The 26,359-nt window shown below is 63.6% G+C and carries 21 protein-coding genes; 11 read left to right on the top strand and 10 right to left on the bottom strand.

All coding sequences use genetic code 11. The features are described from left to right. The first annotated feature begins 587 nt into the window (after nucleotides 1-587). The 3 genes from HXS65_RS08580 (at nucleotide 588) to glrR (ending at nucleotide 4,184) form a co-directional block, all read left to right on the top strand. Nucleotides 588-2,084, top strand: a complete 1,497-nt coding sequence (locus HXS65_RS08580; RefSeq protein WP_077378985.1) for a HAMP domain-containing sensor histidine kinase — start codon at nucleotides 588-590, stop codon at nucleotides 2,082-2,084. A gap of 44 nt (nucleotides 2,085-2,128) precedes the next feature. After that, nucleotides 2,129-2,695, top strand: coding sequence for a hypothetical protein (locus tag HXS65_RS08575; RefSeq protein WP_077378987.1), 567 nt, complete (start codon nucleotides 2,129-2,131; stop codon nucleotides 2,693-2,695). A 121-nt stretch (nucleotides 2,696-2,816) separates the two neighbouring features. Then, nucleotides 2,817-4,184 carry a two-component system response regulator GlrR gene (gene glrR / locus HXS65_RS08570; protein ID WP_127736341.1) on the top strand — a complete coding sequence of 456 codons (1,368 nt, stop codon included), beginning with the start codon at nucleotides 2,817-2,819 and terminating at the stop codon, nucleotides 4,182-4,184. 202 nt (nucleotides 4,185-4,386) lie between these two features. Here glrR and xseA read toward each other — a convergent pair whose 3' ends face one another. The 4 genes from xseA to HXS65_RS08550 form a co-directional block, all read right to left on the bottom strand. Further along, a complete protein-coding gene (gene xseA, locus HXS65_RS08565) occupies nucleotides 4,387-5,757 on the bottom strand; it encodes an exodeoxyribonuclease VII large subunit (protein WP_176493669.1) in 1,371 nt (456 codons plus the stop codon). 161 nt (nucleotides 5,758-5,918) lie between these two features. After that, nucleotides 5,919-7,421: a tripartite tricarboxylate transporter permease gene (locus HXS65_RS08560; protein WP_084209371.1), complete on the bottom strand. Its 1,503-nt coding sequence runs from the start codon at nucleotides 7,419-7,421 to the stop codon at nucleotides 5,919-5,921. 18 nt (nucleotides 7,422-7,439) lie between these two features. Continuing rightward, nucleotides 7,440-7,880 carry a tripartite tricarboxylate transporter TctB family protein gene (locus HXS65_RS08555; RefSeq protein WP_077378995.1) on the bottom strand — a complete coding sequence of 147 codons (441 nt, stop codon included), beginning with the start codon at nucleotides 7,878-7,880 and terminating at the stop codon, nucleotides 7,440-7,442. Beyond that, entirely contained in the window at nucleotides 7,877-8,902 is a 1,026-nt protein-coding gene (locus tag HXS65_RS08550) for a tripartite tricarboxylate transporter substrate binding protein (protein WP_255304463.1), read from the bottom strand. Before HXS65_RS08550 ends, HXS65_RS08555 begins: the two co-directional genes overlap by 4 nt. 179 nt (nucleotides 8,903-9,081) lie before the next feature. Here HXS65_RS08550 and HXS65_RS08545 point away from each other — a divergent pair, with 179 nt between their 5' ends. The 5 genes from HXS65_RS08545 (at nucleotide 9,082) to guaA (ending at nucleotide 15,692) form a co-directional block, all read left to right on the top strand. Further along, complete coding sequence (locus HXS65_RS08545; protein WP_077378999.1) at nucleotides 9,082-9,753, top strand: response regulator; 672 nt, start codon at nucleotides 9,082-9,084, stop codon at nucleotides 9,751-9,753. Then, nucleotides 9,750-11,138, top strand: coding sequence for a sensor histidine kinase (locus HXS65_RS08540; protein WP_176493668.1), 1,389 nt, complete (start codon nucleotides 9,750-9,752; stop codon nucleotides 11,136-11,138). The genes HXS65_RS08545 and HXS65_RS08540 overlap by 4 nt, the downstream gene beginning before the upstream one ends. 59 nt (nucleotides 11,139-11,197) lie before the next feature. Further along, nucleotides 11,198-12,229 (top strand): ABC transporter substrate-binding protein, encoded by a 1,032-nt coding sequence (locus HXS65_RS08535; protein WP_255304462.1) that lies wholly within the window; start codon nucleotides 11,198-11,200, stop codon nucleotides 12,227-12,229. A 253-nt stretch (nucleotides 12,230-12,482) separates the two neighbouring features. Then, nucleotides 12,483-13,952, top strand: a complete 1,470-nt coding sequence (gene guaB, locus HXS65_RS08530; RefSeq protein WP_077379374.1) for an IMP dehydrogenase — start codon at nucleotides 12,483-12,485, stop codon at nucleotides 13,950-13,952. A 165-nt stretch (nucleotides 13,953-14,117) separates the two neighbouring features. Continuing rightward, nucleotides 14,118-15,692 (top strand): glutamine-hydrolyzing GMP synthase, encoded by a 1,575-nt coding sequence (guaA, locus tag HXS65_RS08525; protein ID WP_077379004.1) that lies wholly within the window; start codon nucleotides 14,118-14,120, stop codon nucleotides 15,690-15,692. Nucleotides 15,693-15,881: 189 nt separating this feature from the next. On the opposite strand, the gene HXS65_RS08520 is transcribed toward guaA, so the two are convergent. The 3 genes from HXS65_RS08520 to HXS65_RS08510 form a co-directional block, all read right to left on the bottom strand. After that, the gene (locus HXS65_RS08520) at nucleotides 15,882-16,499 is read right to left on the bottom strand and encodes a hypothetical protein (RefSeq protein ID WP_176493667.1); all 618 of its coding nucleotides are present in this window, start codon (nucleotides 16,497-16,499) and stop codon (nucleotides 15,882-15,884) included. After that, nucleotides 16,496-17,689 (bottom strand): DUF3500 domain-containing protein, encoded by a 1,194-nt coding sequence (locus HXS65_RS08515; RefSeq protein ID WP_218015069.1) that lies wholly within the window; start codon nucleotides 17,687-17,689, stop codon nucleotides 16,496-16,498. Before HXS65_RS08515 ends, HXS65_RS08520 begins: the two co-directional genes overlap by 4 nt. A gap of 142 nt (nucleotides 17,690-17,831) precedes the next feature. Next, nucleotides 17,832-18,722, bottom strand: a complete 891-nt coding sequence (locus HXS65_RS08510; protein ID WP_176493666.1) for a pseudouridine synthase — start codon at nucleotides 18,720-18,722, stop codon at nucleotides 17,832-17,834. Nucleotides 18,723-19,031: 309 nt separating this feature from the next. Here HXS65_RS08510 and HXS65_RS08505 point away from each other — a divergent pair, with 309 nt between their 5' ends. Beyond that, nucleotides 19,032-20,312, top strand: coding sequence for an NAD(P)-binding domain-containing protein (locus HXS65_RS08505; RefSeq protein ID WP_176493665.1), 1,281 nt, complete (start codon nucleotides 19,032-19,034; stop codon nucleotides 20,310-20,312). Nucleotides 20,313-20,433: 121 nt separating this feature from the next. Here the strand turns inward: HXS65_RS08505 and HXS65_RS08500 are convergent, their stop codons facing one another. Together HXS65_RS08500 and HXS65_RS08495 are read right to left on the bottom strand one after the other, a co-directional pair. Continuing rightward, nucleotides 20,434-20,748: a hypothetical protein gene (locus tag HXS65_RS08500; RefSeq protein WP_077379015.1), complete on the bottom strand. Its 315-nt coding sequence runs from the start codon at nucleotides 20,746-20,748 to the stop codon at nucleotides 20,434-20,436. Nucleotides 20,749-20,964: 216 nt separating this feature from the next. Continuing rightward, nucleotides 20,965-21,426 carry a hypothetical protein gene (locus HXS65_RS08495; protein ID WP_176493664.1) on the bottom strand — a complete coding sequence of 154 codons (462 nt, stop codon included), beginning with the start codon at nucleotides 21,424-21,426 and terminating at the stop codon, nucleotides 20,965-20,967. A gap of 295 nt (nucleotides 21,427-21,721) precedes the next feature. Here HXS65_RS08495 and HXS65_RS08490 point away from each other — a divergent pair, with 295 nt between their 5' ends. Beyond that, nucleotides 21,722-22,162, top strand: a complete 441-nt coding sequence (locus HXS65_RS08490) for a hypothetical protein (RefSeq protein WP_077379019.1) — start codon at nucleotides 21,722-21,724, stop codon at nucleotides 22,160-22,162. A gap of 338 nt (nucleotides 22,163-22,500) precedes the next feature. Here the strand turns inward: HXS65_RS08490 and HXS65_RS08485 are convergent, their stop codons facing one another. Further along, the gene (locus tag HXS65_RS08485) at nucleotides 22,501-24,030 is read right to left on the bottom strand and encodes a hypothetical protein (RefSeq protein ID WP_218015068.1); all 1,530 of its coding nucleotides are present in this window, start codon (nucleotides 24,028-24,030) and stop codon (nucleotides 22,501-22,503) included. An 835-nt stretch (nucleotides 24,031-24,865) separates the two neighbouring features. Between HXS65_RS08485 and dbpA the strand changes: the two genes are divergently transcribed. Beyond that, the gene (gene dbpA / locus HXS65_RS08480; RefSeq protein ID WP_077379020.1) at nucleotides 24,866-26,266 is read left to right on the top strand and encodes an ATP-dependent RNA helicase DbpA; all 1,401 of its coding nucleotides are present in this window, start codon (nucleotides 24,866-24,868) and stop codon (nucleotides 26,264-26,266) included. Nucleotides 26,267-26,359 lie beyond the last annotated feature (93 nt).

The raw sequence follows: 26,359 nt of genomic DNA, 5'->3' as shown, positions 1-26,359 counted from the left end.
CCCCAGAGGGCATGGAAAGTATCTTTAGGGCAAGGATGCCCGGGCATGGATGCCCGATACTGGATGCGGTGATGCTTGATCCGTCACCGCCATCCCCGGAATTCAGGTGAGCGCCGGGAAGTGCCCGGCGAGCGCCGCAAGCATTGCGATGCATCGCCCCCCTGTGATGTATCCGATAGGGAGCTCGGACCCTGTCCGAGGCGAGTGTCAACTGACCTGGAACGACCACCAGGTGGCACTGGCGACTCCCGGGCCAGCGACAGGCAGACCACCTGTCAGGCCCAGCAATCACGATGGAGGTCTGCTCTCCAGGTAACAGGCATTCGTCGTGATGACTGACCCTTCAGTTCCCTGCGTACTTGGGCCGGCTCTTGCCGGCCCTCTTTTTGTGCGTTTCACGAGGATGGGTCAAGTGAATCATCCACGACACCTGCCCGGGCGCGGTTTCTGTCGTCGAGCGGGGATGAATTAAATCAGAATCATATTGATTAACGAACTGGCAACCGCGATGGGCGCTGGCGAACTCTGGTATCCTTGGAAGACGTGATTCGATGATGACCACCCCTTTCCTGCATAGAGTTCTTTCAATGGCCTCCAAGGTGACACGGCACTGGCGCCCCCGCTCTCTGCTTCAATTGGTATTGATGGCATTCATGGTGGTGATGCTGCCGATTGCAGTGCTGATGTTCCAGGCGGGTCAGGCACTCTCCGAGCTCTCGGAGCTGGCCGATGTCAGCGCTCGCCAGGCGGTTGACCAGACTCGCCGAGCCCGCACCCTGACCAATCTCGCCGTCGAGATGGAGCGCAGCGCACGCCAGTACGCGGTGCTGGAAAATCCGGATCTGATGAAGATCTACGCTGACAAGGCCAGTGCCTTCCGCGAGCTGCTGGACGAGCAGGCGCGCCTGCTGGGCGAGGGAGACCCGCGCGTCAGCGAACTCAAGGGCTCGCTGTCGCAACTCGAGCGCATGCCCGAGATGAGCGTGGCGCAGGTCAGCAGTCATCTCGAGGACTTCGGTCCCTTCTCCATCCAGGCCAGCGGCCTTCTGAACTCCACCCGTGAACTCGTCGATGCCCGCATCGAGGGCATTCGTGCGCGCGCCTCCCAGGTGAAGACTCAACTGTGGTGGCAGACGGCCGCGCTCGTCTCCATCAGCCTGTTGCTGATGCTGTTCTTCACCTGGCTGATCATTCGTCCCATCCGTCAGCTGGAGCGGCGCATCAATGGTCTCGGCAGCGGCACCGACCGAGAGGGTCCGCTCATCAAGGGGCCCGCCGAGCTGGTCCAGCTGGGTGAGCGTCTCGACTGGCTGGCGGCGCGCCTGGATGAGCTGGAAGAGCAGAAGCAGCAGTTCCTGCGTCACATGTCGCATGAGCTCAAGACACCGCTGGCCAGCATCCGTGAAGGCACCGGGCTGTTGATCGATGAGGTCGCCGGTCCGCTCAGCCCGCATCAGATGGAAATTCTTGGCCTGCTGGATGACTCCAGCAAGGAATTGCAGAAGCTGATCGAGCAGCTCCTGGACTACAATCTGCTGCAACACAATCAGGGGCTCGAACGTAGCCGCTTCGATGTGCACGAAGTCTTCAAGGAAGTGCTGTCAAAGCACCGCCTGGCACTGGAGAAGAAGGGCATGCGCGTGCACCTGCCACCCGCCAGCCTCAGCTGGGAGGCGGATCGTCCGCGTACCGGCCGGATTCTCGACAACCTGATCTCCAACGCCATCGCCTATGGGGAAGATGGCGGCGATCTATGGCTGAGGGCGCGCAAGGAGCGTCGCCAGCTGGTGATCGAGGTCGCCAACAGCGGCGAACCGATCGCTCCGAAGGACCGCGATCACCTGTTCCAGCCCTTCTATCAGGGCGCGGTGAAGCGCAAGGGGCCGCTCAAGGGCTCCGGTATCGGCCTTTCGGTGGCCGCTGACAGTGCTCGCGCCCAGTTTGGTCAACTGGCGCTGGTGGAGGACGCCAAGGCCGACGTCTGTTTCCGCCTGACCTTGCCGACCCCCAGCCGCTCACCCTCCTCTGGTCAGGAAGGTGAGCAGGTCCTGCTGGGGGGTGACAGTGCACCCCATACCACATGAAATGGCACCCGAGAGTGCCATCAGACACGCAAGGAAGAGAAGTGATGAAGGGTCAACGACTGTTGACGGGAATCACCACCGGCATGCTGGTCAGCTTGCTCAGTGCCTGTGGCGCCCTGTCGAATATCACCTTGCCGGGCAACGAACACGTCGCCGATACTCCCAGCGTTCAGGACAGCTGTCATGGGGCGGGCGATCTGCCCGATTTCAAGGAAGGAAACTGCCTGTTGGATGAGTGGGTCGCCTTTGCGCTGCAGGCTCAACGCGGCAACGATCAGTGGCGCGACAGCACCCTGATGCAGCTGGAAGGCAACCGCCATGACCGTCGTCTGGCGCGTGCCATCGTGCTCAGCTGGGGAGACGAGTCCGATTGGGAACTGGCCTCTGACCTCTACAAGGCGGACCTGCCCACCGCGCCGAGTCGTCTGCAGCCGCTGCTGCGCCAGTGGCTCAATGGGCTGGAGGAGCGTCGCGGCCTGATCGCGGATCGCGACAAGAGCGAAGGCGTCCGCCGCAAGCTGAGTGCCGAGAACGCCCAGCTCAGCAAGAAGCTCGAGGCGCTGACCGCCATCGAGGAAGCCATCAATTCTCGCCGTCAGACCACGCCCTGAATCCGATGCCGGGCGTGTCTGGCCACGAACTGTCATTGGCCCAACCGGCTGCATGACGCAAGACTGTGCGGGACTGACGTCGGAGGGATTTCCGAGCGACAGGCCCGCAAGGAGAGTTAGTGTGAAATACGCTCAAGCGCATATTCTGCTCGTGGATGACGATGCAAGTCTGCTCAAGCTGCTCGGCATGCGTCTCGAAAGCCGTGGCTTCAAGGTCACCACCGCCAGTAGCGGCCGTGAGGCGCTCAGCCGTCTGGAGGCGGCGCGTCCTGACCTGGTGCTGTCTGACCTGCGCATGGACGAGATGGATGGCATGGCGCTGTTCGGCGAGCTGCAGAAGCGTCAGCCGGGCATGCCGGTCATCCTGCTCACGGCGCATGGCTCGATCCCGGACGCCGTCAGTGCCACTCGTCAGGGCGTGTTCAGCTTCCTGACCAAGCCCGTCGACAAGGATGAGCTGTTCGCGGCCATCGACGAGGCGCTGGCCCAGGCGCCGCCCGTAAAGGAGGGTGACGATGCCTGGCGTGCCGGCATCATCACGCGTTCCCCGCAGATGGAGCAGATTCTCGAGCAGGCACGCATGGTCGCGGCTTCCGATGTCAGCGTGCTGGTCACCGGCCCGTCCGGCTCCGGCAAGGAGCTGATGGCCAAGGCCATCCACAACGCCAGCCCGCGTGCCTCGCGTCCCTTCGTCGCCATCAACTGTGGCGCGCTGCCGGAGCAACTGCTGGAAAGCGAGCTGTTCGGTCACGCCAAGGGCTCCTTCACCGGTGCAGTCAGCGCGCACCAGGGCCTGTTCCAGGCGGCGGATGGCGGTACCCTGTTCCTCGATGAGATCGGCGACATGCCGCTGGCGTTGCAGGTCAAGCTGCTGCGTGCGCTGCAGGAGCGTCAGATCCGCCCGCTGGGCTCCACGACGTCAGTGCCCATCGATGTGCGCATCATCTCCGCCACGCACCGCAACCTCGACAAGGCGATGCATGACGGCGACTTCCGCGAAGATCTCTACTACCGCCTCAACGTGGTCAATCTGAAGCTGCCCGCCCTGCGCGAGCGTGCCGAGGATGTGCCGCTGCTGGCCAAGTACCTGATCAGCCAGGCGGCTGCCCGCCACAAGCCGTTCGTGAAGGGCTTCTCGCCGGAAGCGCTCAATCTGCTGGCCTCCAGTGCCTGGCCGGGCAACGTGCGTCAGCTGGTCAACGTGGTCGAGCAGTGTGTCGCGCTCACCAGCTCCTCGATGATTCCGGAAGCGCTGGTCTCCCAGGCGCTGGCCGCGGAAGAGAACGCCTTGCCGTCCTTCTCCGAGGCGCGTGCCGGTTTCGAGCGCAGCTATCTGATCAAGGTGCTCAAGATCACCGAAGGCAACGTGACCCAGGCCGCGCGGATCGCCGGGCGCAACCGCACCGACTTCTACAAGCTGCTGGGACGTCATGATCTGGAGCCGGGCGCCTTCAAGCCGGGCGCCGAGCAGGGTCCGCCTGACTTTTGATCCAGCGCGCCCGAAGCTGCGCGAAAGACCAGGGTCAAGACCTGCGTAGCCGTTCACGCGTGTCAGTGTGAGTGGTGCGCAAGGCGAGTGATCAAGAGCGGTCTGGTGTATCTGACGTGAGCCGCCCATGAAAAAGCCCCGTTACCGGTTCCGGTAGCGGGGCTTTTTTCGGTCTGGTGGCGCATCAGTGCCGATCAGGTGCTCAGGGCCTGGGCTTGTAGCGGCGCTTGACCTCGACGGCCAGACGGCCCTCGCCGAGGCGGATCGAGAGCATCTCGCCGGGCTGGGTCTGATGGGCGGCGCGGATCACCTTGCTGTCGTCCGCTGCCGGCGTCTGGCTGCCGCCGACGCGCTCGACGATGGCATAGCCGCGGTTGAGCACGTTGAGCGGGCTGACCGCGTTCAGTGCGCGCATCGCGCCTTCCAGTCGCTCACGATCCGCTGCCAGCCGGCGCGGCAGGGCATTGTCGAGGCGTGGTGTCAGCATCGCCAGCTGCTGGCGATGGCGCTGGATATCACGTGCGGGGCTGGCCTGCTGCAGGCGGCGGGTCAGCTGGTCGGCCTTCTGCTGCTCACGGGTCATGCGCATGCGCACTGCGACGTGCAGGCGGCGCTCCAGCTCACGGGCTTGCTGGCGCTGGGCCTGCAGCTCGCGCGCCGGATGGCGCAGGCGCGAGCGGGCGTGATCCAGTCGCTGTGCCGCCTGATCGAGCCGTCCGCGCTGAGCACGCCACAGTCGCTGCGTGAGGGCAGCCAGCTGCTGCACCTGGGCACGTTGATCCGGATACAGCGCCTCGGCGGCGGCGGATGGCGTGGGCGCGCGCAGGTCGGCGGCCAGTTCCGCCAGTGTGGTGTCAGTCTCGTGGCCGATGGCCGCCACCACCGGCAGGCGCGAGTGGAAGATCGCGCGCGCCAGATGCTGGTCATTGAAGGCCCACAGGTCCTCGAGACTGCCGCCGCCCCGCGTGATCAGCAGCGCATCGCAATCGCTGTCGCGATTGGCCATCGCCACCGCACGAATCAGCTGGGGTACCGCCTGTGGCCCCTGCACCGCCACCGGCAGCACGCTCAGGCGTGCCTGAGGCCAGCGCTTGCGGGTCACCGCGATCACGTCCTGCAGCGCCGCGCCGGTCGCGGAGGTGATCGCCCCCAGATGGCGCGGCGGGTGGGGCAGGGCGCGCTGATTGGCGAACACGCCCTCGGCTGCCAGCTGCTCCTTGAGGCGTGCCAGACGCGCCAGCCACTCCCCCAGCCCCGCCTGCTGCAGCGCCTCGACGATCAACTGATAGTCGCCACGCGCCTCGAACAGCGACACCTTGGCGCGCACCCGTACCCGGTCACCATCCTTGGGCTTCTCACGCAGAAACTGGGCGCGGCTCTTGAACAGCGCACAACGCACCTGGGCGTTGTCATCCTTGAGCGTGAAGTAGCAATGGCCGGAACGCGGCTGCGAGAAGCCCGAGATTTCCCCCTCGATCCAGAGCTCCCCCAAGCCTCGCTCCAGCAGGCGCTTGGACTCACGATTCAGCTGGGTGACGCTGATGGCATCGGCGGCAGACGATGTTTCGAACACGCGGCAATCCTTGTGTGAGGGCTTGTGGGGGAATCCGTAGCGGAGCTTGTCTGGTAGATGGAGAGGGCCATGATGCCACAGGCGGGGAGTCCGCCACCAAGAAGCCCCCGGACTCCTGAGGGAGAACGGGGGCTTGGGGTTTGCCACACGGGGTGCCTTGATCAGGCTGTACGCGTCTTGCGCTTGCCGAGTCGTGACAGCAGGAAAGGCCCGAGCAGCAGCAACAGCGAGGCCAGCCACAGGCCCTGCGAGATGCCCGATTGCCACAGGATACTGCTGTCGCCACCGCTGATGGCCAGGGCACGACGCAGATTCTCTTCCATCAGTCCGCCGAGCACGAAGCCCAGCACGATGGTGGCCAGCGAGAAGTTCAGCTTGCGCAGCAGGTAGCCCAGCACGCCGATGCCCAGCATCAGGTAGATGGCCCCCATGTCGGAATGCAGCTGATAGACCCCGACGAAGGACAGGATGACGATGCCCGGTACCAGTGCCCAGCGCGGGATGGTCAGCACGCGCGCGAAGAAGCCGGCCAGCGGCAGGTTGAGCAGCAACAGCACGATGTTGCCGATGTACAGCGAGGCGATCAGGCCGCCCGCGACCTTGGGATGCTCGCTGAACATCATCGGGCCGGGCGTGATGTTGTAGAGCATCAGCGCGCCCAGCAGCACGGCGGTGGTGCCGGAGCCCGGAATGCCCAGGGTCAGCATCGGCACGAAGGAGCCCGCTGCGGACGCGTTGTTGGCGGCTTCCGGCGCGGCCAGGCCACGCATGTCGCCGGTACCGAAGGTATTGTTCTTGTCGCTGACACGTTTCTCGGTGGTGTAGGAGACGGCCCCCGCCACCGAGGCGCCGGTACCCGGCAGCACACCGATCAAAAAGCCGAGCAGGCCGGAGCGCAGCATGGCGCCCTTGCAGTAGAGGATTTCCTTCATCGTCACGAAGACGCGGCCGATGACAGGCAGGGCGCCGGTCTTGCCATGCTGCAGGCGGCTTTCCAGCATCAGCAGGATTTCACTGATCGCGAACATGCCGATGATCAGCACCACGAAGTCGATGCCGTCGTAGAGGTCGGGGATATCGAAGGTGAAGCGCTGGATACCGGTGCCGGAATCGACGCCGACGGTGCCGATCAGCACGCCGAGAATGGCGCCCAGCGCCGTCTTGACCGGGTCCTTTCCCATCATCACCGACATGGACGCGAAGGCGAACACCATCATGGTGAACAGCTCCGCCGGACCGAACTGCACGGCCACCTTGGCCAGCAGCGGGGCGAACAGGGTCAGACCCAGGATCGCGATGCTGGCACCGACGAAGGAGCTGATCGCCGAGATGCCCAGTGCCGGTCCCGCCAGGCCCTGCTTGGCCAGCGGATAGCCGTCGAGGGTGGTCATCACGGCGCCGGCATCCCCCGGCACGTTGAGCAGAATGCTCGACATCCGGCCGCCGTATTCGGCACCGGTATAGATGCCTGCGAGCAGAATCAGTGCCGATTCCGCCGGCAGGCCGAGGGTATAGGCCAGCGGCATCAGAATGGCGATGCCGTTGATGGGGCCTATGCCCGGCAAGGCACCGAACAAGGTGCCCAGCAGTGCGCCACTGAAGGCCAGGCCAAGGTTGAGTGGCGTCAGTGCGACGCCAAAGCCCTGGAGGATGAAATCAAACATGAGAAAGCCCTCTCGGAATCAGGAAAACCACAGCCCGGTCGGCAGCGAGATTTCCAGTACGGCGGTGAACAGCACGTAGCTTGCGCCGGCCATCAGCACCCCGGTCACGCAGGCAGCGCGCCAGCGGGCACCGAACAGGCGGGCGATGGCGGTGATGGCGGCGACGGCCGTGATGGGGTAGCCGAGGCGCACGAAGAAGAAGGCGAAGGCGATCAGGATCACCATCACCAGCCCCAGTTGCAGCATCACGCTGGCGGATGGCCAGTCACCTTCCGGGCCAGGGCGCAGGATCAGCACCAGCGAGAAGATGGCCATCAGGATCGAAAGGCCGATGGGAAAGGCCTTGGGGCCTACCGGGTCGTAGGCGAAGGGCACTTCGATACTCAGGGACTGGGCGACGATGAACGCCGCCAGTCCCATCAGGGCGAAGCCCAGGATGCGATCGGCGGCGAGTCTCATTTTGTCAGTCCCACTTCCTTGGCGAGGGTCTTGAAGTCGGCGACCTGGCCTTTCACGTAATCGTCAAAATCCGCGCCGAACTTCTGGATCGGGAACAGACCGCGGGCTTCACGGATCTCGGCGAATTCCGGTTTTTCGCTCAACTGCTTGAGGCGTTCGACCCAGGCGTCGTAGTCGGCATCGCTGACGTCCTTGCCCATGTAGTAACCACGCCAGATCGGCCAGGTCACGTCATAGCCCTGTTCGGCAGCAGTGGGAATCTCGGCGAAGGCGCCGTCCATGCGTTCTTCGGACAGCGCGGCCAGTACGCGAATCTTGCCGCTGGAAAGCTGGGACTTGAGCTCGGACAGATCACCGGTATAGACCTTGATGTGATTGCCCAGCAGTGCCGCCAGCGCTTCACCACCGCCCTCGAAGGACACGTAACGCAGCTTGCGCGGCGAGACATCGATGGACTTGGCGATCAGCGCGGCCTTCATCCAGTCCTGGCTGCCGATGGTGCCGCCGGCGCCGAAGGGAATCTCGCTGGGATGTGCCTTGAGGTCCTGCATCAGTTCATCGAGGGTCTGCCACGGGGCGTCTGCATTGACGACCACCGCGCCATAATCGACCCCCAGTGCGCCAACCCAGCGGACGTCATCGGCGCTGAACTTGCCGAACTTGCCCAGCGCCAGATTGACGGCGGCACCGGTGCTGGCGGCCACGACCAGATTGGGGTCATCACTGCGTACCCCGATGACGTGGTTGTAGGCGACCGCGCCGATGCCACCCGGCATGTAGGTGACCATCATCGGCGAGTCGATGATGCCGGTTTCCAGCAGGCCGTTGGCGGCCAGGCGGCAGGTGAGGTCGTAGCCACCGCCGGGCTTGGCCGGGGCGATGCATTCGCTCTTGTCGGCCGCGGCGGCGGGCATGGCGACCAGGCTTGCCGCGGCCAGCGCGAGCGGCGCTGCCATGGCGGCGGCGAGGCGCAACGGCGTGATGTCGCGAAGGGAAGAGGGCAGGCGTCGGGACTGGCGCATGGTGTGCTCCTGATGGCTGTTGTTTTTGTCTTCACAGCGCCTTTTGCTTTATGTTCATGGCGACAGGGTGGCGCTGTCTGATCGGTATATCGCAGCGGTAATTGCGATACCGGCATGGTAGGAGCGCGACCTTTCATCAACCTGTCACTTTCCCTTCCCCTTACTGAGACTTTGGATGCATGCGCCTGCTCGTCGTCGAGGATGATCCCCTCATTTCCCGCACCCTGCAGCGCAGTCTGTCGACGCTGGGCTATGCCATCGATGTCTTCGATACTCTGGCACCTGCACGGGACGCGGCGCGCCAGGGCGGCTTTGATCTGATCCTGCTCGATCTCGGCCTGCCGGATGGGCAGGGCATGGACCTGCTGTCGGAGTTGCGTCAGCGCAATGACCTGACGCCGGTGCTGATCATCACGGCGCGGGATGGGGTGGACGACCGGGTGCGTGGACTGGATCTTGGTGCCGATGATTACCTGGCCAAGCCGTTCTCGCTGGTGGAGATGGAAGCCCGTGTGCGGGCCTTGCTGCGGCGCAGTCAGGGACGCAGTGACAACACGCTTCGCTTCGGTCCGCTTGCCATGTCGACCCGCAGCGGCACTTTCACGCTGGTGGGCGCGACGCTGGATCTGCCACCACGGGAGCGTCTGCTGCTGGAAAGCCTGATGCTGCACGCCGGCAAGGTGGTGTCGCGGGAGGTGATCGAAGGCAAGGTATTCGGCTATGGCGAGGTGGGCTCGAATGCGTTGGAGGTCTACATCAGTCGGCTGCGCAAGCGCCTGGCAGGCAGTGAGATACAGATCCGTACCCTGCGTGGGCTGGGCTATCGTCTCGAGATGACAGACGCCGGATGATCATCCACGGCAAGCTGCGCAATCGCCTGCTGGGGTGGATGCTGAGCATGATGCTCATCGTCGGCGGGCTCGTGTTGATCGATGCCTGGGTCACCAGTCAGCGCTCGGCCCAGCGCGCTTTCGACAATCAGCTCGAGGATGCGCTGCTGGCCATGTCAGAAGCCATCCAGTGGCAGGATGACAAGCCGCGCATCATGATGCCGCCGGCTGCCCTCAAGATTCTCTCCACACGACATCAGGAACGTGTCTTCTACCGCCTGCTGGATGATCAGGGGCAAGTACTGGCCAGCAACCTCGAGATCCCGCTAACCCCGCAGATGCTGCGCGAGGCTGGAGAAAGGGATGTCTGGCAGGACATCCGTTATCAGGGCGTCACGTGGCGGCTGCACGCGCGCAGCGTGCGTTCCGCAGGCTGGGAGCGGCAATTTCGTGTGCAGCTCTGGGTCGGACATACCACCGAAGGGCGCCGGCAGCTGGCGCGCGAGCTGATGATTCGAGCCACGGGCCGCATGCTCATCATGGGGGTGCTGGCGGTGGTGATGATCCTGATCACGCTGAGGCTGGCGCTGACACCGCTCAAGCGTCTGCGGCATCAGTTGCGTCGGCGTCAGCCGCAGGATGCCACGCCGCTGGAGGGCACCATGCCGGAAGAGATGCGCGAGCTGGTCGAGACGCTGGAGCAGCTTTTCCACCGCCAGGGAGAATCCCGCGATGCGTTGCTGCGTTTTACCGCCGATGCCAGCCACCAGCTGCGCACGCCGCTGGCGGGAGTGCAGAACCTGGCGGAGTTCGCTCTGACGAGCTCATCACCTGACGAATGGCGCGCAGCGCTCGGGGATATCCACGCCAGCGCTGCACGCACCAGTCGCCTGGCGGGGCAGTTGTTGAACCTGACGCGGCTGCGTCACCTGGCATTGCCCACCGAGCAGGACGCGCTGGACCTCGGTGAACTGCTTCGCGGCGTGGTGCTGGAGTGGGTGGATCACGATCTCGCGCGCCTGCATGACCTGGGGCTGGCCGAACTGCCTGCACAGCCGCTCTGCGTGATTGGCGAGTCGTGGGCGCTGCGCGAACTGATCGGCAATCTGATCGAGAATGCGTTGCGCTACACCCCGCCCGGCAGCGAGATCACCCTGCGCCTTGCCGCCCATGACGATAGCGTGCTGCTCAGCATCGAGGACAACGGCCCCGGTGTGCCGAAGGAGATGCTGGAACGACTCTGTCAGCCCTTCGAGCGCGCAGGGCGTCAGGACACCGACGGTTCGGGACTTGGGCTGGCGATCGTCGAGACGATTGCCCTGCGCCATCAGGCTGACTTGCAGGTCACCAATCGCGATGTGGGAGGGCTGTGCATTCGCATCCGCTTTCCGAGGTGGCCGTCATGAACCTCATGTCTGACAGGCTGCGCGCCACCCCAGGGGCCCGCCGAGTCACGAGTTGCCTGGTGCTGGCCCTGTGGGCAGGTCTCGCCACTCTCCTGGCTGCCAGGCCAGTCATGGCGGCCCAGGACCGCCTGGTCATTGAAGCGGCAATGGATCGCCAGGTCGCGGCGCCCTTGCTGGCGGCCTTCTCGCGCCAGTATCCCGCCATCGAGATCGTCTATCACGATCGCACGACGATGACGCTCAATGCACTGGCCGTTCAGGACGACGCGGGGGCCGATATCATCATCAGCTCGGCGATGCCCTGGCAGGTGGCGCTGGTCAATCAAGGACTGGCCCAGCGACTGGACAGCGAGGCTGCAAGGCAATGGCCCGAGTGGGCCAAGTGGCGCGATGAAATCTTCGCCTTCACCTTCGAGCCCATCGTGATGGCCTACCGGCTGGATCTCGCGACCAGAATGATGCCGCCATCCTCGCATGCCGACGTACTGAACCTGCTGACGGAGCATGCCGAGACACTGACGGGGCGAGTCGTGGCCTATTCGCCCTCGAAGAGCGCACTGGGATACGCGCTCCATCTTCAGGATTCCTACTATTCAGGACGCTTCTGGAAACTGGTCGCGGCGCTCGGACAGGTCGACACCACTCTCGAGACCAGCACGCAGCGCATGCTGGAAGGCCTGAGCGATGGCCGCTACTGGCTGGGGTACAACCTGCTGGGGTCCTACGCCATCCGCTGGGCACAGTCCCACCCTGAGGTCATCGTGCAGATGCCCACTGACTATGCGTTGATCTCCATGCGCACCGCCTTCATCCACCGCGATGCTCCGCATCCGGAGGCTGCGCGAACCTTCATGGATTTCCTCATCGGGCGGCAAGGGCAGCATGTGCTGGCGGGCGAGACACCGCTCTACAGCATCCGCACGGATATCACCGGCCCCTACACCGCCCAGTCGCTGCGGGATCAGGTCGGCCAGCGGCTCTACCCGCAGCCTCTGGACGCCTCGATTCTGAGCATGCTGGACACGGCGCGTCGTCACGATTTTCTCGACCGCTGGTTCGATGCCTACTCCGGCGGTACGCCGACCCCCTGACGCCAGCGCATCCGCCGGCGCATCCCGCCGCAGGCCGCGCCATCCGTGGCTCTAGTTGACCAGATGGTTAGTGTCAGGGGGGTACGAAATCGCGAGATTGATAGCCTGCGACGTTTGTCTCGAGTGGGGCGAATGGGTTATCATGGGTGATTACCTCGCAGCAACCGCTAGAACCGTAGTCATGGCGCCCGTCCATCGGGCCCTGCACTGCGGCTTTCGCGCATCCCTCATAAACTGCTACTGGGCGTTCGACATGCTACGTATAGCGCAAGAAGCTCTGACGTTTGATGACGTTCTTCTCGTCCCCGGCTACTCCGAGGTCCTCCCCAAGGACGTCAGCCTGAGATCACGTCTCACACGCGACATCAGCGTCAATATCCCGCTCATCTCCTCTGCGATGGATACCGTCACCGAAGCTCGCCTGGCCATCGCCATGGCGCAGGAAGGTGGTGTCGGCATCATCCACAAGAGCATGAGCATTGCCCAGCAGGCCGCGGAAGTCCGCAAGGTCAAGAAGCACGAGAGCGTCATCGTGCGTGACCCGGTCACTGTCAGCCCGAAGGCCAAGATCCAGGATCTGCTGGCGATGTCCGAGGAGCATGGCTACTCCGGCTTCCCGGTGGTCGAGGGTGAATACCTGGTCGGCATCGTGACCGGTCGCGACATGCGCTTCCAGCCTGACTTCAGCGATACCGTCGCCGGCATCATGACCGGCCGCGACAAGCTGGTCACCGTGCTGGAAGGCACGCCGCTGGAACAGATCAAGGCCAAGCTGCAGGAAAGCCGCATCGAGAAGATGCCGATCGTCGATGACGAATTCCGCCTGCGCGGTCTCGTCACCGTTCGCGACATCGAGAAGGTCAAGACCTACCCGAACGCCGCGAAGGACAGCAACGGCAGCCTGCTGGTCGGCGCCGCCGTCGGCACCGGCCCGGAAACCCCGGACCGCGTCGCGGCTCTCGCCGAAGCCGGCGTTGACGTCATCGTCGTCGACACCGCTCACGGTCACTCCAAGGGCGTGATCGACCGCGTCGCCTGGGTGAAGGAGCATCATCCGAAGATTCAGGTCATCGGTGGCAACATCGCGACCGCCGAAGCCGCCATCGCCCTGGCAGAAGCCGGCGCGGACGGCGTCAAGGTCGGCATCGGCCCGGGTTCCATCTGCACCACGCGCATCGTCGCCGGTGTCGGTGTGCCGCAGATGAGCGCCGTCGCCAACGTCGCGGCCGCCATGGCCAAGTACGACGTGCCGGTCATCGCCGATGGCGGTATCCGCTTCTCCGGTGACATCGCCAAGGCCATCGCCGCAGGCGCCAGCATCGTCATGATCGGCGGTCTGCTCGCCGGTACCGAGGAAGCGCCGGGTGAAGTCGAGCTGTTCCAGGGCCGTACCTACAAGGCGTATCGCGGCATGGGCTCCATGGGCGCCATGTCCCAGACCCAGGGTTCCAGCGATCGTTACTTCCAGGACAAGAACGCCGGCGTCGAGAAGCTGGTACCGGAAGGCATCGAAGGCCGCGTGCCCTACAAGGGCATGATGAGCGCCATCGTGCACCAGCTGATGGGCGGCCTGCGTGCCTCCATGGGCTACACCGGCAGCCAGACCATCGAAGAGATGCGCACCAAGCCGCAATTCGTGCAGATCACCGGTGCCGGCTTCGCCGAATCCCACGTCCACGACGTGCAGATCACCAAGGAAGCGCCCAACTATCGGCGCGACTGAGACATAGCGAAGCGCGAAGCAAAGCGGGAGCCCTACACGGGTTCCCGCTTTGCTTAGGTCGAAGAAACTTCTGGTCTCGGCTATTCTCGGCGCCAGATTGTGTCGACCCCGCGCTCCCTCGCAGCTCCGAAGCGGGTCACATGACTCCCCAATGAGAGACTGAAGATGCAAGACATCCATTCCCACAAGATCCTGATCCTCGATTTCGGCTCCCAGTACACTCAGCTGATCGCACGTCGCGTGCGTGAGCTGGGCGTGTTCTCCGAGGTGCGTGCCTTTGACATCACCGAGGAAGAGATCCGCGAGTACAACCCCAACGGCATCATCCTGGCCGGTGGCCCGGAATCCGTGACCGAGCTGGACTCGCCGCGTGCGCCGCAGTGCGTGTTCGAGATGGGTCTGCCGGTGTTCGGCATCTGCTACGGCATGCAGACCATGGCCGAGCAGCTCGGCGGCAAGGTCGAAGGCTCCAACGTGCGCGAATTCGGCTATGCCCAGATTCGTGTCGATGGTGAGTCCGCGCTGTTCAAGGACATCAAGGACCACCTGGACGACGAAGGCCGCCCGCTGCTCGACGTCTGGATGAGCCACGGTGACAAGGTCGCGAAGGTCCCGGAGACCTTCACCGTCACCGCCTCCACCCCGAGCTGCCCGATCGCCGCCATGGCGTGGGAAGAGAAGCAGTTCTACGGCGTGCAGTTCCACCCGGAAGTCACCCACACCCTGCAGGGGCAGCGCATCCTCGAGCACTTCGTGATCGAGATCTGCCAGTCCGAGCGCCTGTGGACCCCGGCCAAGATCATCGAAGACCTGACCGATCGCGTTCGCGCCCAGGTCGGTGACCGCAAGGTGCTGCTCGGCCTCTCCGGCGGCGTCGACTCCTCCGTGGTCGCGGCGCTGCTGCACAAGGCCATCGGTGACCAGCTGACCTGCGTCTTCGTCGACAACGGCCTGCTGCGCAAGAACGAAGGCGACCAGGTCATGGAAACCTTCTCTCGCCACATGGGCGTCAAGGTCATCCGTGTGGACGCCGAAGACCTCTTCCTCGGCAAGCTCAAGGGTGTCAGTGACCCGGAAGCCAAGCGCAAGGCCATCGGCAACACCTTCATCGAAGTGTTCGATGCCGAAGCCGCCAAGCTCAAGGACGTCGACTTCCTCGCCCAGGGCACCATCTACCCGGACGTGATCGAATCCGCTGCCAGCAAGACCGGCAAGTCCCACGTCATCAAGTCCCACCACAATGTCGGCGGCCTGCCGGACGACATGAAGATGGAACTGGTCGAGCCGCTGCGCGAACTGTTCAAGGACGAAGTCCGCAAGGTCGGCCTCGAACTCGGCCTGCCCTACGACATGGTCTACCGTCACCCCTTCCCGGGGCCGGGTCTGGGCGTGCGTATCCTCGGTGAAGTGAAGAAGGAATACGCGGACATCCTGCGTGAAGCCGACGCCATCTTCATCGAAGAACTGCACAACTTCGACTGGTACCACAAGACCAGCCAGGCGTTCGCCGTCTTCCTGCCGGTCAAGTCCGTCGGTGTCGTCGGCGATGGCCGTCGTTACGAGTGGGTCATCGGTATCCGTGCCGTCGAGACCGTCGACTTCATGACCGCCCGCTGGGCGCACCTGCCGTATGAGCTGCTGGAGAAGGTCTCCAACCGCATCATCAACGAGCTGGAGCACGTCTCGCGCGTCACCTATGACGTCAGCAGCAAGCCGCCGGCCACCATCGAGTGGGAATGATCGCCTGACGATCACCCCTCGCTGAGCTGACGCAGCGTTCTGTCGAGACGGTCTCTTGAACGGATCGAGACGAGAACGCAGCAAGCAAAAAGCCCTTCCGGCCATTGGCCGGAAGGGCTTTTTTTGTGGACGCGATTCAGGGAACGCTTACCGCCTTGTTTACTGCAGTTCGAATCACTCCTGCTCGACTCACTCCTGTTTGACTGGCGCCTGCCTGGCCTTGCGCAGGTCGAGCCGGACGCCGTGGGCGGAGTGGAAGAAGCCGAAACCGGCCAGCGGGCGGGTGTCGCCGTCGGGCGTTTGCCAGTAGACATCGGCGCGGTGGTTGCGGACTTCGTGCATCACGGCGTCGTATTGCAGCAGCAGTGAGTCCGGTTCGGCTTTTTCGGTCGTCACGTTCCATTCGGTGATGACCAGCACGTAGTCGCCGAGTTGTGGCTGATAGGTGGATGCGAGACGCGCCTCGGTGAGCGTCAGCGGCAGTGCGTCGCCGTCCTTGGAGAGCGCCAGATGCTGATTGAGATAGTCGCCGAGTTGATCTGTCAGCGCCTGCGCCAATGGAGCGCCGGGCTTGGCGTCACCAAGGGCTGCCAGTTCCGGCGCGGCGATCAGCAGGTCTTCACGCGGGAACTGGAGCGTGAGGTGCAGCGTGTGCTGCGGTTGCTGCTCGAATGTCAGCACGCTGCCGGGCAGGGCGTGGGCGTGAGCCGTCTCGATGAGGCCGCCTCCCGCCCCGCTGGCCCCATTGCCGAGGGAGATCACGGCAAGGGCGAGCAGGGCGGTGCGCCAGGAAGCGCGCCGGATCATTCGGTCTGGCCGCCGTAGTCGTCGGTGCGATCCCGCCATACCGAGTGCGGATGGTTGCCGACCTTGTCGGTGGACTTGTTGGACTGCAACGAGAATTCGATCCACAGCGAGGGGCCGTGGATACGCACGTAATCGTTCTCGGCGCTGACCTGCGGCGTGCCGGAGAAGCCGAGGTAGGTATCCGGAAGCTCTGCGGTGTACTTCGCCATGTAGGCCTTGGCCTCCGGCGCGGAGATGTCGTCCACGTAGGTCTCGATGGCCGTCAGCAGCAGCGCTTGCTGGTCGTCATCCAGCTCGGAGACGGGAATGCCTTCATAGCTTTCGGGGATGGCATCGTCGGCCTGGGGGCCAGCGAGGATGTCACGGTAGGTGCCTTCCAGTGTCGCTTCGGCCTGTTGATCCTCGGAGAGCGAGCTGAGCAGGGTGGCGAAGGCATCGCGTTCCTGGGTCAGCGGCTCGTTCACGCGCCCGTTCATCTCGAAATACGGGAAGGGTTCCACGCCACGGAAGGAGGGCGTGGCACCGGCCAGCTTGCCATCGGTGTAGGTGTTGGCGAAGGCCATGTGGTGGCCGCCGTAGTACAGCTCCCAGGTGCCGCTCTCACCCGGTGTGCCGAGGAAGGCGAACTTGGTGTTGTAGGAGGAGTAACCGGCCTTGTAGTCGGTGCTGACGGTGTTGATGTAGTCATCGGCGTTGAGCGTCTGAATCATCTCGTCGAAGCCTTCATCCGGCGCGTGGCCGGTGGCCTCCAGCATGATCGCCTTGACGAGGCCGCGCTGCTTGATGTTCAGCTCGCCCAACAGCACGCCGGGGCGTTTCGGGAAGGCGCCAGCGGGCAGGTTGCTCCAGTTCTCGGCTTCCTCGAGTGAGTAGTCATGCTGAAGGTTCTTGAGGATGTCATCGTCGGAGATATCGGCCTTGAGCAGATCAATCAGGCACAGCATGCGCTCATAACCTGGCGTGTCGCCGCACTCGGCGGCGCTCTCGGGGATCGGCACGCTCTGCATCAGGGTGCTGGTATCGCCCATGCGCGCGCGCAGCGCCTCGCTCAAGGCCTGGTCTTCCGCTGACATCGGCGGCGGGCCATCGTGATCGGGCGGCGGCCCGTCGTGCCCTTGTTGTGCAAGGACGGGGAAGGACAGGAGCGCGGCCAGCGCGGCTCCTCCGGTCACTGCGAGACGTCGGGACATCGATGGGCCTATTTTCCGGGGACAGGAAGAAAACCTTAGCCCGCCTGACGTCGAGCAGGAAGCCTTCGCCAGATGAATTCTTTGTGCACATGCCGTGGGCTGTGCGTCGGCTGGCGACGACAGCCACTGGCTATCTCGCGCCTCACGCCAGCGTCAGATCACCGTCGTATTCGAAGCACCTTTCCTCGCCGCTGACGGGATCAATGAACTCGAATCCCTTGGAGAGCAGCTGCAAGGGGCGCGCGTAGTCATCCGGCGAGAGCGGTTGCAGCTCGGGGTAGTAACGGTCATTCAGGATCGGCCAGCCCAGTGACTGCATGTGCACCCGCAGTTGATGGCGACGCCCGGTGATGGGGTGCAGCTCGAACAGCGCCCGGCTACCGCGTTGCGCGACACAGCGGATCAACGAGTGGCTGTTGGGCTCGCCTTCGGAGACCTGAAAGCGGAAGCGTTGCTCGGCCTGTTCAAGGCGGTTCTTCACCTCCCACTGCTGGCCCACCAGGGACTCATCGCTGTGTGTCTCGGCAATGGCCTGATAGGTCTTGTGGATATTCCGCGACTTGAACAGCTCATGATAGCGGTGACGCGATTCGGGATTCAGCGAGCACAGCACCAGCCCGGCGGTGGCCCTGTCCAGGCGATGCACCGCCTGCAGCGCCTCTATTCCGGTACTGTCGCGCAGGCGCTGCTGCAGGCACTCGTTCACGTACAGGCCGCCGGGCGTCACCGGCAGAAAATGCGGCTTGTAGGCCACCAGGATGTGCTCATCCTGATGGAGAATCCGCTCCGCGAAGGGGATGCTCGGCTCACGCGCCACCTCACGGTAATAGAAGACGCGCAGATGTGGCTGGTAGGGCGTCTGCGGGGTGATCAATGCGCCATCCTCGCGATGCACCTTGGCGGTGGCCATGCGCTCGCGCCAGGTGGCCTCATCGATGGCCGGAAACTTCTGCAGCAGATATTCCAATACCGTCGTCACGCCGGGGTTGATCTGCGGCAGGCTCAGCTTGGAGGGGCGGGCGGAAATGGACATGGAAGGCATCACGGTGGCGAGAAGAAAGGGCGAGCGTGGGGCGAGCAAGCCTCACCCTCATGGCGATGGCCCAGTGTAACCGAGCGACGCATGGCTGTCGGGGCAGATGGCCTTGCGAGAGGTTGGTGCGGGAGTGGAGCGATGCGTGCGAGAGGCTTGCCGAGGCGACCAGCGCGGCCTGTGTGTGGCTGTGGATATGCGGGTTATCTTTAGAAGAAAATAGCCAAATAAGCCTTGTCGTCTTACGCTGAAAGCCACGCATGACGAGGCTTTCATCCCCACCCTCCCCACGACTGGAGCGAAGACGCGATGCAAGATGCCAACAGCCACCTGCCGATTGCCATCATCGGGGCAGGCCCGATAGGGCTGAGCGCTGCGGTCAACCTGCTGGCTGCGGGCCTGGAGCCCATCATCTTCGAATCAGGCGAGCAGGTCGGGGAGCATCTGGCTCGCTGGGGGCATGTGCGCATGTTCTCGCCGTGGTCCTACAACGTGGACCCCGTGGCAGCCGAATGGCTCACGTCCACCGGCTGGCAGGCGCCACGAGCGGATGCCTTCCCCACCGGCGCGGAGCTGCTCGCCGACTACCTCCAGCCGCTGGCCGCGCTGCCGGAGATTGCCTCCCGCCTGTATACCGCGACACGGGTCACGCATGTCAGTCGCCTGCAGCATGATGTGCTGCGCTCGCAAGGGCGAGAGGAGGCACCCTTCGTGCTGCGTGTCTCGGGGCAGGATGGCGAGCGCGACGTGCTGGCACGGGCGGTGATCGATGCCTCCGGCACCTTCCAGTGCCCCAATGGCATCGGGGCGCATGGCATTCCCGCACTGGGGGAACTCGCGGCGGCAGAGCGGATCGCCTACGGCGTGCCGGATATCACCGGCAAGGCGCGGGAAGACTATGCCGGCAAGACGGTGCTGGTGGTCGGGGGCGGGCATTCGGCCTTCAACGCGCTGCAGGATCTGGTCAGCCTGGCCGAGCAGAACCCGGACACGCGCATCCTGTGGGGCGTGCGCTCCGCCACGCTGGACAACGTCATCCGCTCACCGAAGGACGATGAGTTGCAGGAGCGCCGGGCGCTGGAAGTGCGTATCCAGCAATGGTTGGAAGACGGCAGATTCGAGGTGGTGACCAATCTCGCCATCGAGGCGATTCATCCACAGGGAGAGCAGGGTGCTCGCCTCGTGGTGGAAAGCGGTGGCCAGCGCCTGCCGGCGGTGGACCGCATCATCGCCGCCACCGGCTTCCGCCCGGATCTCGCGCTGCTCTCGGAGCTGCGTGTCTCGCTCGACCCCGCCACCCAGAGCCCGGCGCGCCTCGCACCGCTGATCGACCCCAACCAGCACAGCTGTGGCTCCGTGCCGGAACACGGCGCCGCCGAACTGACCCACGCGGAACCCGGCCTCTATATCCTCGGCATCAAGAGTTACGGTCGCGCACCCACCTTCCTGATGCGCACCGGCTACCGCCAGGTGAAATCCGTCGTCGCCGCACTGCTGGACCCCGACGCCGTCATCCCCGCCCCGGTGTGTGGCGCCACCCGCAGCGCTGCCAATCAGGCATCACGCCAGTGTGAGCCAAGCTGTGGGTAAGAGCAGGTAAGGACTGACAATGAAAAAAGCCCTCCCGGCATCGCCGGGAGGGCTTTTTAATGCGTCTTGCGGACTACGTTCACCGATGGATGATCTGCGGGTTTCTACTGAGATCATCGTCTTACATCGGGTGTTGCTCTTCTTCGTAGAGCTCGGCCTTGGCGTCGCGGAGGACATCTTCGCAGGCGCTGTGGTTGGCCAGTTGCAGCATCAGATTCTGGCTGAGGGCGAAGCCCTTGCCCAGACAGGTGTCGACCTCTTCGCGACTGAGCGCCGGGGTGACATTGCAGTCAATCTTCATCGTACGACTACCGCCATCAAAGCGGTCGGCGAGGGCGCGCAGGCGCCAGGCAAGCCGTGTTTTCCAGCGGGCGGTGGGGTCGGGGCCTTCCGTCACGTCGAGCGTGCAGCGCCATTCAGGTTTGTAGACCTTCATGTGAACCTCCTCGGCTGGTCGTTTCAATGATCGATCGTGATGTTCTGCTCCGCTTGCTGTGCTTGATGTCTTGCGTTGTTTCTCGTACCGGAAGTCCGTTCCAGACGTGCTCCTGGTCGTCGTGCGCGTGCATCTGCCACGAGGGCGGCGGCGAGACATGGACTGTCGTCAACCGGGCCCGTCACTTCACCATACGAGTTTTGGGCCCGGGTTACATCAGTTCGAGTGTAAACGTTGGTTATCCTCATGTGTTCTCAGCAGGCATTCCAGTGCCAGATGCAGCCAGTCAAAGGTGTCACGCGGGGCTACCGCTGGTGAATCATCAGGGCTGAGGGCTCTGGTGTGCTCGCCCAGCAGCTCCGTAAGCGTCTCGATCTGCATGGCGTGATGTAATGCGAATGTCTCAAGCTCCCCACTGGTAGACCAGATCTCCTGCATCACGGTCGGCACGGCACTCATGGCGCAGGCGGCGTCCAGTATCTCGCCGCGTTCACGCTCGGCCTGTATGTGCGCGGCATGCTCCAGCAGCCTTGCGCTCAGGGCGGGAAAGCGTGCCTGGACAATCGCGGGAGGCAGGTGGGAGGGAGATGTGCACGGCGGGTGGGCAGATGCATCGCGCGGTGCCTGCCAGCGGCGCAGCGGTGCACCGGATGTCGGCGTGTCTGGTTGAGAGGCCATGTGGATAACTCCAGTGTGCAAGCGCCAGTGCTACAGGTGTCTTGAGGATGGACAGGCATTCAAGCGTTGTCAGTCGCGGCAGGAGAGCAGAGATGAGGCGCCATCACCGCTGACGCAGCAGTGACTTGCGCTGAAGAGCGCAATCGCGTGATGGATTGCCAAGTGGTTCATTTCGCGAGAAAAAAGTCGATCTGGATGCAACCAGACCTCAATGGTGTGCGTACACAGGAAGACGTGCCCGGCACGAGGCGGCGCTGACTGCCTGACAGGCCCATTTCCTCTGGAGAGAATTGACATGACGAAGTACGCCGATCGAATCCGCATTTCCCTGCTGCTGCTGCGCCTCGGGGTCTTCCTCGTGATGACAATGTGGACGTTGGACAAGTTCTTCAATCCCGGTCACGCCGCGGCCATCTTCGAGAAGTTCTATTCCATCGGGGGTGTCGGCGAAGGCATCGTCATCGTGATCGCCGCCATCGAGATGGTGCTGTTGCTGATGTTCCTGGCAGGCGTGAAGAAGACCCTCACCTATGGGCTGGTGCTGGTGCTGCATGCCGGCTCCACGCTGTCTGCCTTCAATCAGTATCTCGCGCCGTGGGAGCACCTGCTGTTCTTCGCCGCCTGGCCGATGCTGGCCGCCTGTGTGGCGCTGTTCCTGCTGCGGGAAATCGATACCTGCTTCACCCTCGGCGGCAAGCAGGCACGTCTCGCGCAAGCACAGACCCAGGCCGGCTGAATCTCGGGTTCGTGAGTCACCCGTTGCCTGTGCGCTGACAGCAAGCGCCAGTAGCCAAAAGGCCCGGTCATGCGATGCATGGCCGGGCCTTTCATGTGCTTGCTGCAGGGTGTCGTGTGTGTCTTTCGCCTAGTGTGTCAGAGTGTCATTTCTCGTTATTGTTATCTTTGTGATAATCATGATGACGTTGTTGAGGTTGTCAGCGCCTTGTTGACGTATTCATAACGACGCCAGATCATTACGTAAGATCTGACGCAAGGCGTGGCATGAGCCCTCATGCCTTGTCGATGCTTGCCTTGTCGATGCATGCCTTGTCGATGCATGTCAGGCGATGCAGGTCAGGCGATGCTGGAGCGCAGCGGCGAGGACAGAGTCTCGCTCAGCGTGTTCAGCGCCGTGGTCAGCTCGCGTTCGGCCTCCTTCACGCGTTGTGCGCCAGAGGATGGCGCTGCCTGCTCGGCCAGCTGGGTGGCGGCGGACAGCGGGTCCGTCACCGGTGTTGCCACATGCTGCGTTTCCAGGCGTGCGAGGATGGTCTCCAGCGCTGGCAGGCTTGCGTTGTTGTGGAATTGCCAGACGCCGTAGATGCGGCCATCGAAGGCGGCTTCACTGCCCAGGGTGGGGTCTGCCGCCAGTCCGGCGCCGAGTCCGAACAGGTAGAGGCCCTCAAGGAGGTTGCCTGAGAGGTCTCGGGGATTGCCGGTGGCATCGGAATCCAGTCCGCCCTTCACCTGGCTGAGCGGCAGCGGCTGACGCGTCGCATCCAGCAGGCGCGGCAGAATCGGCTGATAGCCGTTGCACTGCACCACTACCGGCGCGTCGGCCAGTGCTTCGCTGGCCGCGAGCAGGCGTTGCTGAGGGCCGGGGCCGGTCTGGATGAGCCTGACCTGCATGTCGCAGTCTGCTATCCGACCGCTGGAAAGCACTTGCTGGCCGATGCTCAGGGCACGGTAGCGCAGCCCGCCGGAGCGATTGATGCGTCCGCTGATGGGGCAGACATCGCGCTTGGCATCATAGGAATAGCCCGCGGCCTTGGCCTCTTCGGCGTTCTCGAAGAACAGCCGGACAGGCGAGCGGTGGAGCAGGGTGATCTCGTCGATGCGCGTCTTGTGGAATGCGCTGGCGAGCAGATCCAGCATCGAGAAGGCGCTGTGGGAGCCACCCACCACGCAGACACGCCCACCACGCCGCAGGCGCGGCAGCAAGAGGCTGCGCAGCTGACCTTCCGGCATGCGCAGCAGTTCATCACCGCTGTAGATGCGCGCACGCGGTGACAGGGACAGTCCCTGGCGCGAGAGGTCCTGGGTCAGGTGTTCCGGGCATTGATAGCCGCCGAGATTGAGCACCAGGTTGGAGGTGCGGATCCGTGTCGGACGAGACGCGTGTTCCGGTGTGTGAGTCAGCGTCAGCAGATTGTCATCCTCGATGCGCTCAACCTCATCGAGACTCGTGCCGCACCACAGCTCCACGCCGGCAAGGCGGGTGGCGTGATCCAGTACCAGCCGGGACGCCGCTTCCAGCAGGGTGCCCACTTCACTGAGCGCCGGGGCGGTGAAGGCCTGGGCGCGAATATTCTCCAGGCACGGATCGCCTTCCAGCGGAGCGAAGACCTCCGCGAGGGCCGGGTCTCTCAGGCAATCGAGAAAGACGTCCCCCACCGAGTTGGCCGTGATGCGATATTCGCCCAGCCGTCCGGCCCCCAGAGGCGCATCCCGATGAATGCCTCCGGCATCCAGTATCAGCAGACCATGGCGTGCGAGTTGCGCCAGTTTTCCGGTTTTCAAGGCATTGAATAGAAACCCCATGCCCGCTGGGCCAACACCGGCCACGACACATCCGTAGGCGGTGATTCGTGAAATATCCTTCATCAGGTTCTGCTCCCTTTGTGGTTCGCTGCGTCCTGAAACTGTCTTGATGACGGGGTGTTTCTCCTGACCAGTGGAGCCCCTGTTTCTCAAGAAGATCGTGGCCATTCAGCGCCAGTCTGTGCTGGCTCGTGAAGGCGTCATTGGCGTCGTCGGCCCTGGCCCACGCGGAGGGTATGAGCGTGTTCGGGCTGTCATGCCTTCATGAAAAGGCATTGATATTTCTCATTGATATCAATTTAATCAACAAGATAGCGGAGTAATGGGCGTGATGATGCGGTGATGCTCTCATGACGGGACATGGGTGTTGCACAGATGATGCAGACGATGATCAGTGACGAGACTCGATACCGGTGCGTCCCTTTTTCGTTGAGGTCTGCACCCTTGATGCAACGCTTGAGGCATGGCGATAGGTATCGATGACAATCAATTCTCACACGCGCACGATCACTCGTGGCGTGGCGCAAGACGTGGGAAATGACAGGAACGTCAACGGGTATTCTGGTGAATCGAACAGGATTAATAAATGACCTGAATCAGGATTGAAAACGGCTGATGACGAAAATCATTCATTGCCATTAATGCGATATCGTTTGCCTCATGCGAGGGGATTATCGACTGGTGCGAGGAAGGGACTGACAACCAGCAGTCGATCAGCTGTCGTGTCGTTGGAAAGGATGGCAAACGTGAACGCGGCCGGCGCGCTGGCAGGAACCCGCAGACATGTGAATTCGCAGGTAGAGGCGTGCAGGCGAGCGAGCGCTGGCTCTGTTATGCTCTGCGCCCGCACGCATGCCTGTTCGGCTCGTGCCTGTTCATCGACTGAAGGAATGTCCTCGTGACTGACGCCACCGCCACCCCTGCCTTTGCCTCTCTGGCGCTGGCGCCCGAGCTGCTCACCAATCTGGAGACGCTCGACTATCACACCATGACGCCGATTCAGGCACAGAGCCTGCCGCCGATGCTGGAAGGGCGCGATGTCATCGCCCAGGGCCAGACGGGCTCCGGCAAGACCGCCGCCTTCGGCCTCGGCCTGTTGTCGCGCCTCAAGGTCTCGCGCTTTCGTGTCCAGTCGCTGGTGCTGTGCCCCACGCGTGAGCTGGCCGATCAGGTCGCCGGCGAGATCCGCCGTCTGGCGCGCGGTCTGCACAACGTCAAGGTGCTGACGCTGTGTGGCGGTGCGCCCTTCGGCCCGCAGCTGGGCTCGCTGGAACACGGCGCGCATATCATCGTCGGCACGCCGGGCCGTGTGGACGAGCACCTGCGCAAGGGCAGCCTGAGCCTTGCCGAGCTCAATACCCTGGTGCTGGACGAGGCCGACCGCATGCTCGACATGGGCTTCGCCGAGGTGCTGGATGCCATCATCGCCGAGACCCCGGAAGCGCGTCAGACGCTGCTGTTCAGCGCGACCTTCGCCGATGGCGTGCGCCCGATCGCCGAGCGCATCCTGCGGGAGCCGGTCAGCATCGAGGTCGCCTCCACCCACGATGACAGCAGCATCCGTCAGCTGTTTCATCGGGTAGCGGATGAAGAGGCGCGTTTCGAGGCGCTGCGTATCCTGCTGCTCAAGTATCGCCCTGACACCAGCGTGGTGTTCTGCAACACCAAGCGCGAGGCACAGGAGGTCAGCGATGCCCTCAATGAGCACGGTTTCAGTGCCATGGCCCTGCACGGTGATCTGGAGCAGCGCGAGCGTGATCAGACGCTGGTGATGTTCGCCAACAAGAGCACCTCGATTCTGGTGGCCACGGACGTCGCGGCACGCGGGCTGGATATCGACGCGCTGGATGCGGTCTTCAATTACCAGATCGCCCGGGACCTCGATGCCCACGTCCACCGTGTCGGGCGTACCGGTCGCGCGGGCAGCTCCGGTATCGCCTGTACGCTGTATACCGAGAAGGAAGACTATCGCCTGGCCAAGCTGGGAGATTTCCTCGAGCAGACGCTGGAAGCCGAGCCGCTGCCGGCGAAGAGCATGCTGACCCGTGAACCCTTCCGCGCGCGCATGGCGACGCTGCAGATCGATGGCGGCAAGAAGGACAAGCTGCGTCCCGGCGACATCCTCGGTGCCCTGACGGGCGATGGCGGCCTGCCGGGCAGCCAGATCGGCAAGATCAAGGTACTGGCCCGCACCACCTACGTGGCCGTGGAGCGCGATGTCGCCAAGGCCGCGCTGACCCAGCTGATGAACGGCAAGCTCAAGGGCCGTTCCTTCCGCGCGCGTCGCCTCAAGAGCTGACAGGGGCGCCCGCCTGAAGGCGTGGAAATCAGCAGAGGAGTGACATGGCAGGTCCCACGTCTCTCATCTGGATCACGACCTTGTCATCACGTC

Source organism: Cobetia sp. 5-25-4-2, from assembly GCF_013374075.1.
In the GTDB taxonomy this organism is placed as follows: domain Bacteria; phylum Pseudomonadota; class Gammaproteobacteria; order Pseudomonadales; family Halomonadaceae; genus Cobetia; species Cobetia marina.
This window is presented reverse-complemented; position numbering and strand designations above follow the sequence as displayed.

Bases quoted from the DNA above. Each gene is read 5' to 3' on its own strand.
- HXS65_RS08580 (WP_077378985.1), top strand. From the start codon at position 588: ATGGCCTCCAAGGTGACACGGCACTGGCGCCCCCGCTCTCTGCTTCAA.
- HXS65_RS08575 (WP_077378987.1), top strand. From the start codon at position 2,129: ATGAAGGGTCAACGACTGTTGACGGGAATCACCACCGGCATGCTGGTC.
- HXS65_RS08560 (WP_084209371.1), bottom strand. From the start codon at position 7,421: ATGTTTGATTTCATCCTCCAGGGCTTTGGCGTCGCACTGACGCCACTC.
- HXS65_RS08555 (WP_077378995.1), bottom strand. From the start codon at position 7,880: ATGAGACTCGCCGCCGATCGCATCCTGGGCTTCGCCCTGATGGGACTG.
- HXS65_RS08550 (WP_255304463.1), bottom strand. From the start codon at position 8,902: ATGCGCCAGTCCCGACGCCTGCCCTCTTCCCTTCGCGACATCACGCCG.
- HXS65_RS08545 (WP_077378999.1), top strand. From the start codon at position 9,082: ATGCGCCTGCTCGTCGTCGAGGATGATCCCCTCATTTCCCGCACCCTG.
- HXS65_RS08540 (WP_176493668.1), top strand. From the start codon at position 9,750: ATGATCATCCACGGCAAGCTGCGCAATCGCCTGCTGGGGTGGATGCTG.
- guaB (WP_077379374.1), top strand. From the start codon at position 12,483: ATGCTACGTATAGCGCAAGAAGCTCTGACGTTTGATGACGTTCTTCTC.
- guaA (WP_077379004.1), top strand. From the start codon at position 14,118: ATGCAAGACATCCATTCCCACAAGATCCTGATCCTCGATTTCGGCTCC.
- HXS65_RS08520 (WP_176493667.1), bottom strand. From the start codon at position 16,499: ATGATCCGGCGCGCTTCCTGGCGCACCGCCCTGCTCGCCCTTGCCGTG.
- HXS65_RS08515 (WP_218015069.1), bottom strand. From the start codon at position 17,689: ATGTCCCGACGTCTCGCAGTGACCGGAGGAGCCGCGCTGGCCGCGCTC.
- HXS65_RS08510 (WP_176493666.1), bottom strand. From the start codon at position 18,722: ATGTCCATTTCCGCCCGCCCCTCCAAGCTGAGCCTGCCGCAGATCAAC.
- HXS65_RS08505 (WP_176493665.1), top strand. From the start codon at position 19,032: ATGCAAGATGCCAACAGCCACCTGCCGATTGCCATCATCGGGGCAGGC.
- HXS65_RS08500 (WP_077379015.1), bottom strand. From the start codon at position 20,748: ATGAAGGTCTACAAACCTGAATGGCGCTGCACGCTCGACGTGACGGAA.
- HXS65_RS08495 (WP_176493664.1), bottom strand. From the start codon at position 21,426: ATGGCCTCTCAACCAGACACGCCGACATCCGGTGCACCGCTGCGCCGC.
- HXS65_RS08490 (WP_077379019.1), top strand. From the start codon at position 21,722: ATGACGAAGTACGCCGATCGAATCCGCATTTCCCTGCTGCTGCTGCGC.
- HXS65_RS08485 (WP_218015068.1), bottom strand. From the start codon at position 24,030: ATGAAGGATATTTCACGAATCACCGCCTACGGATGTGTCGTGGCCGGT.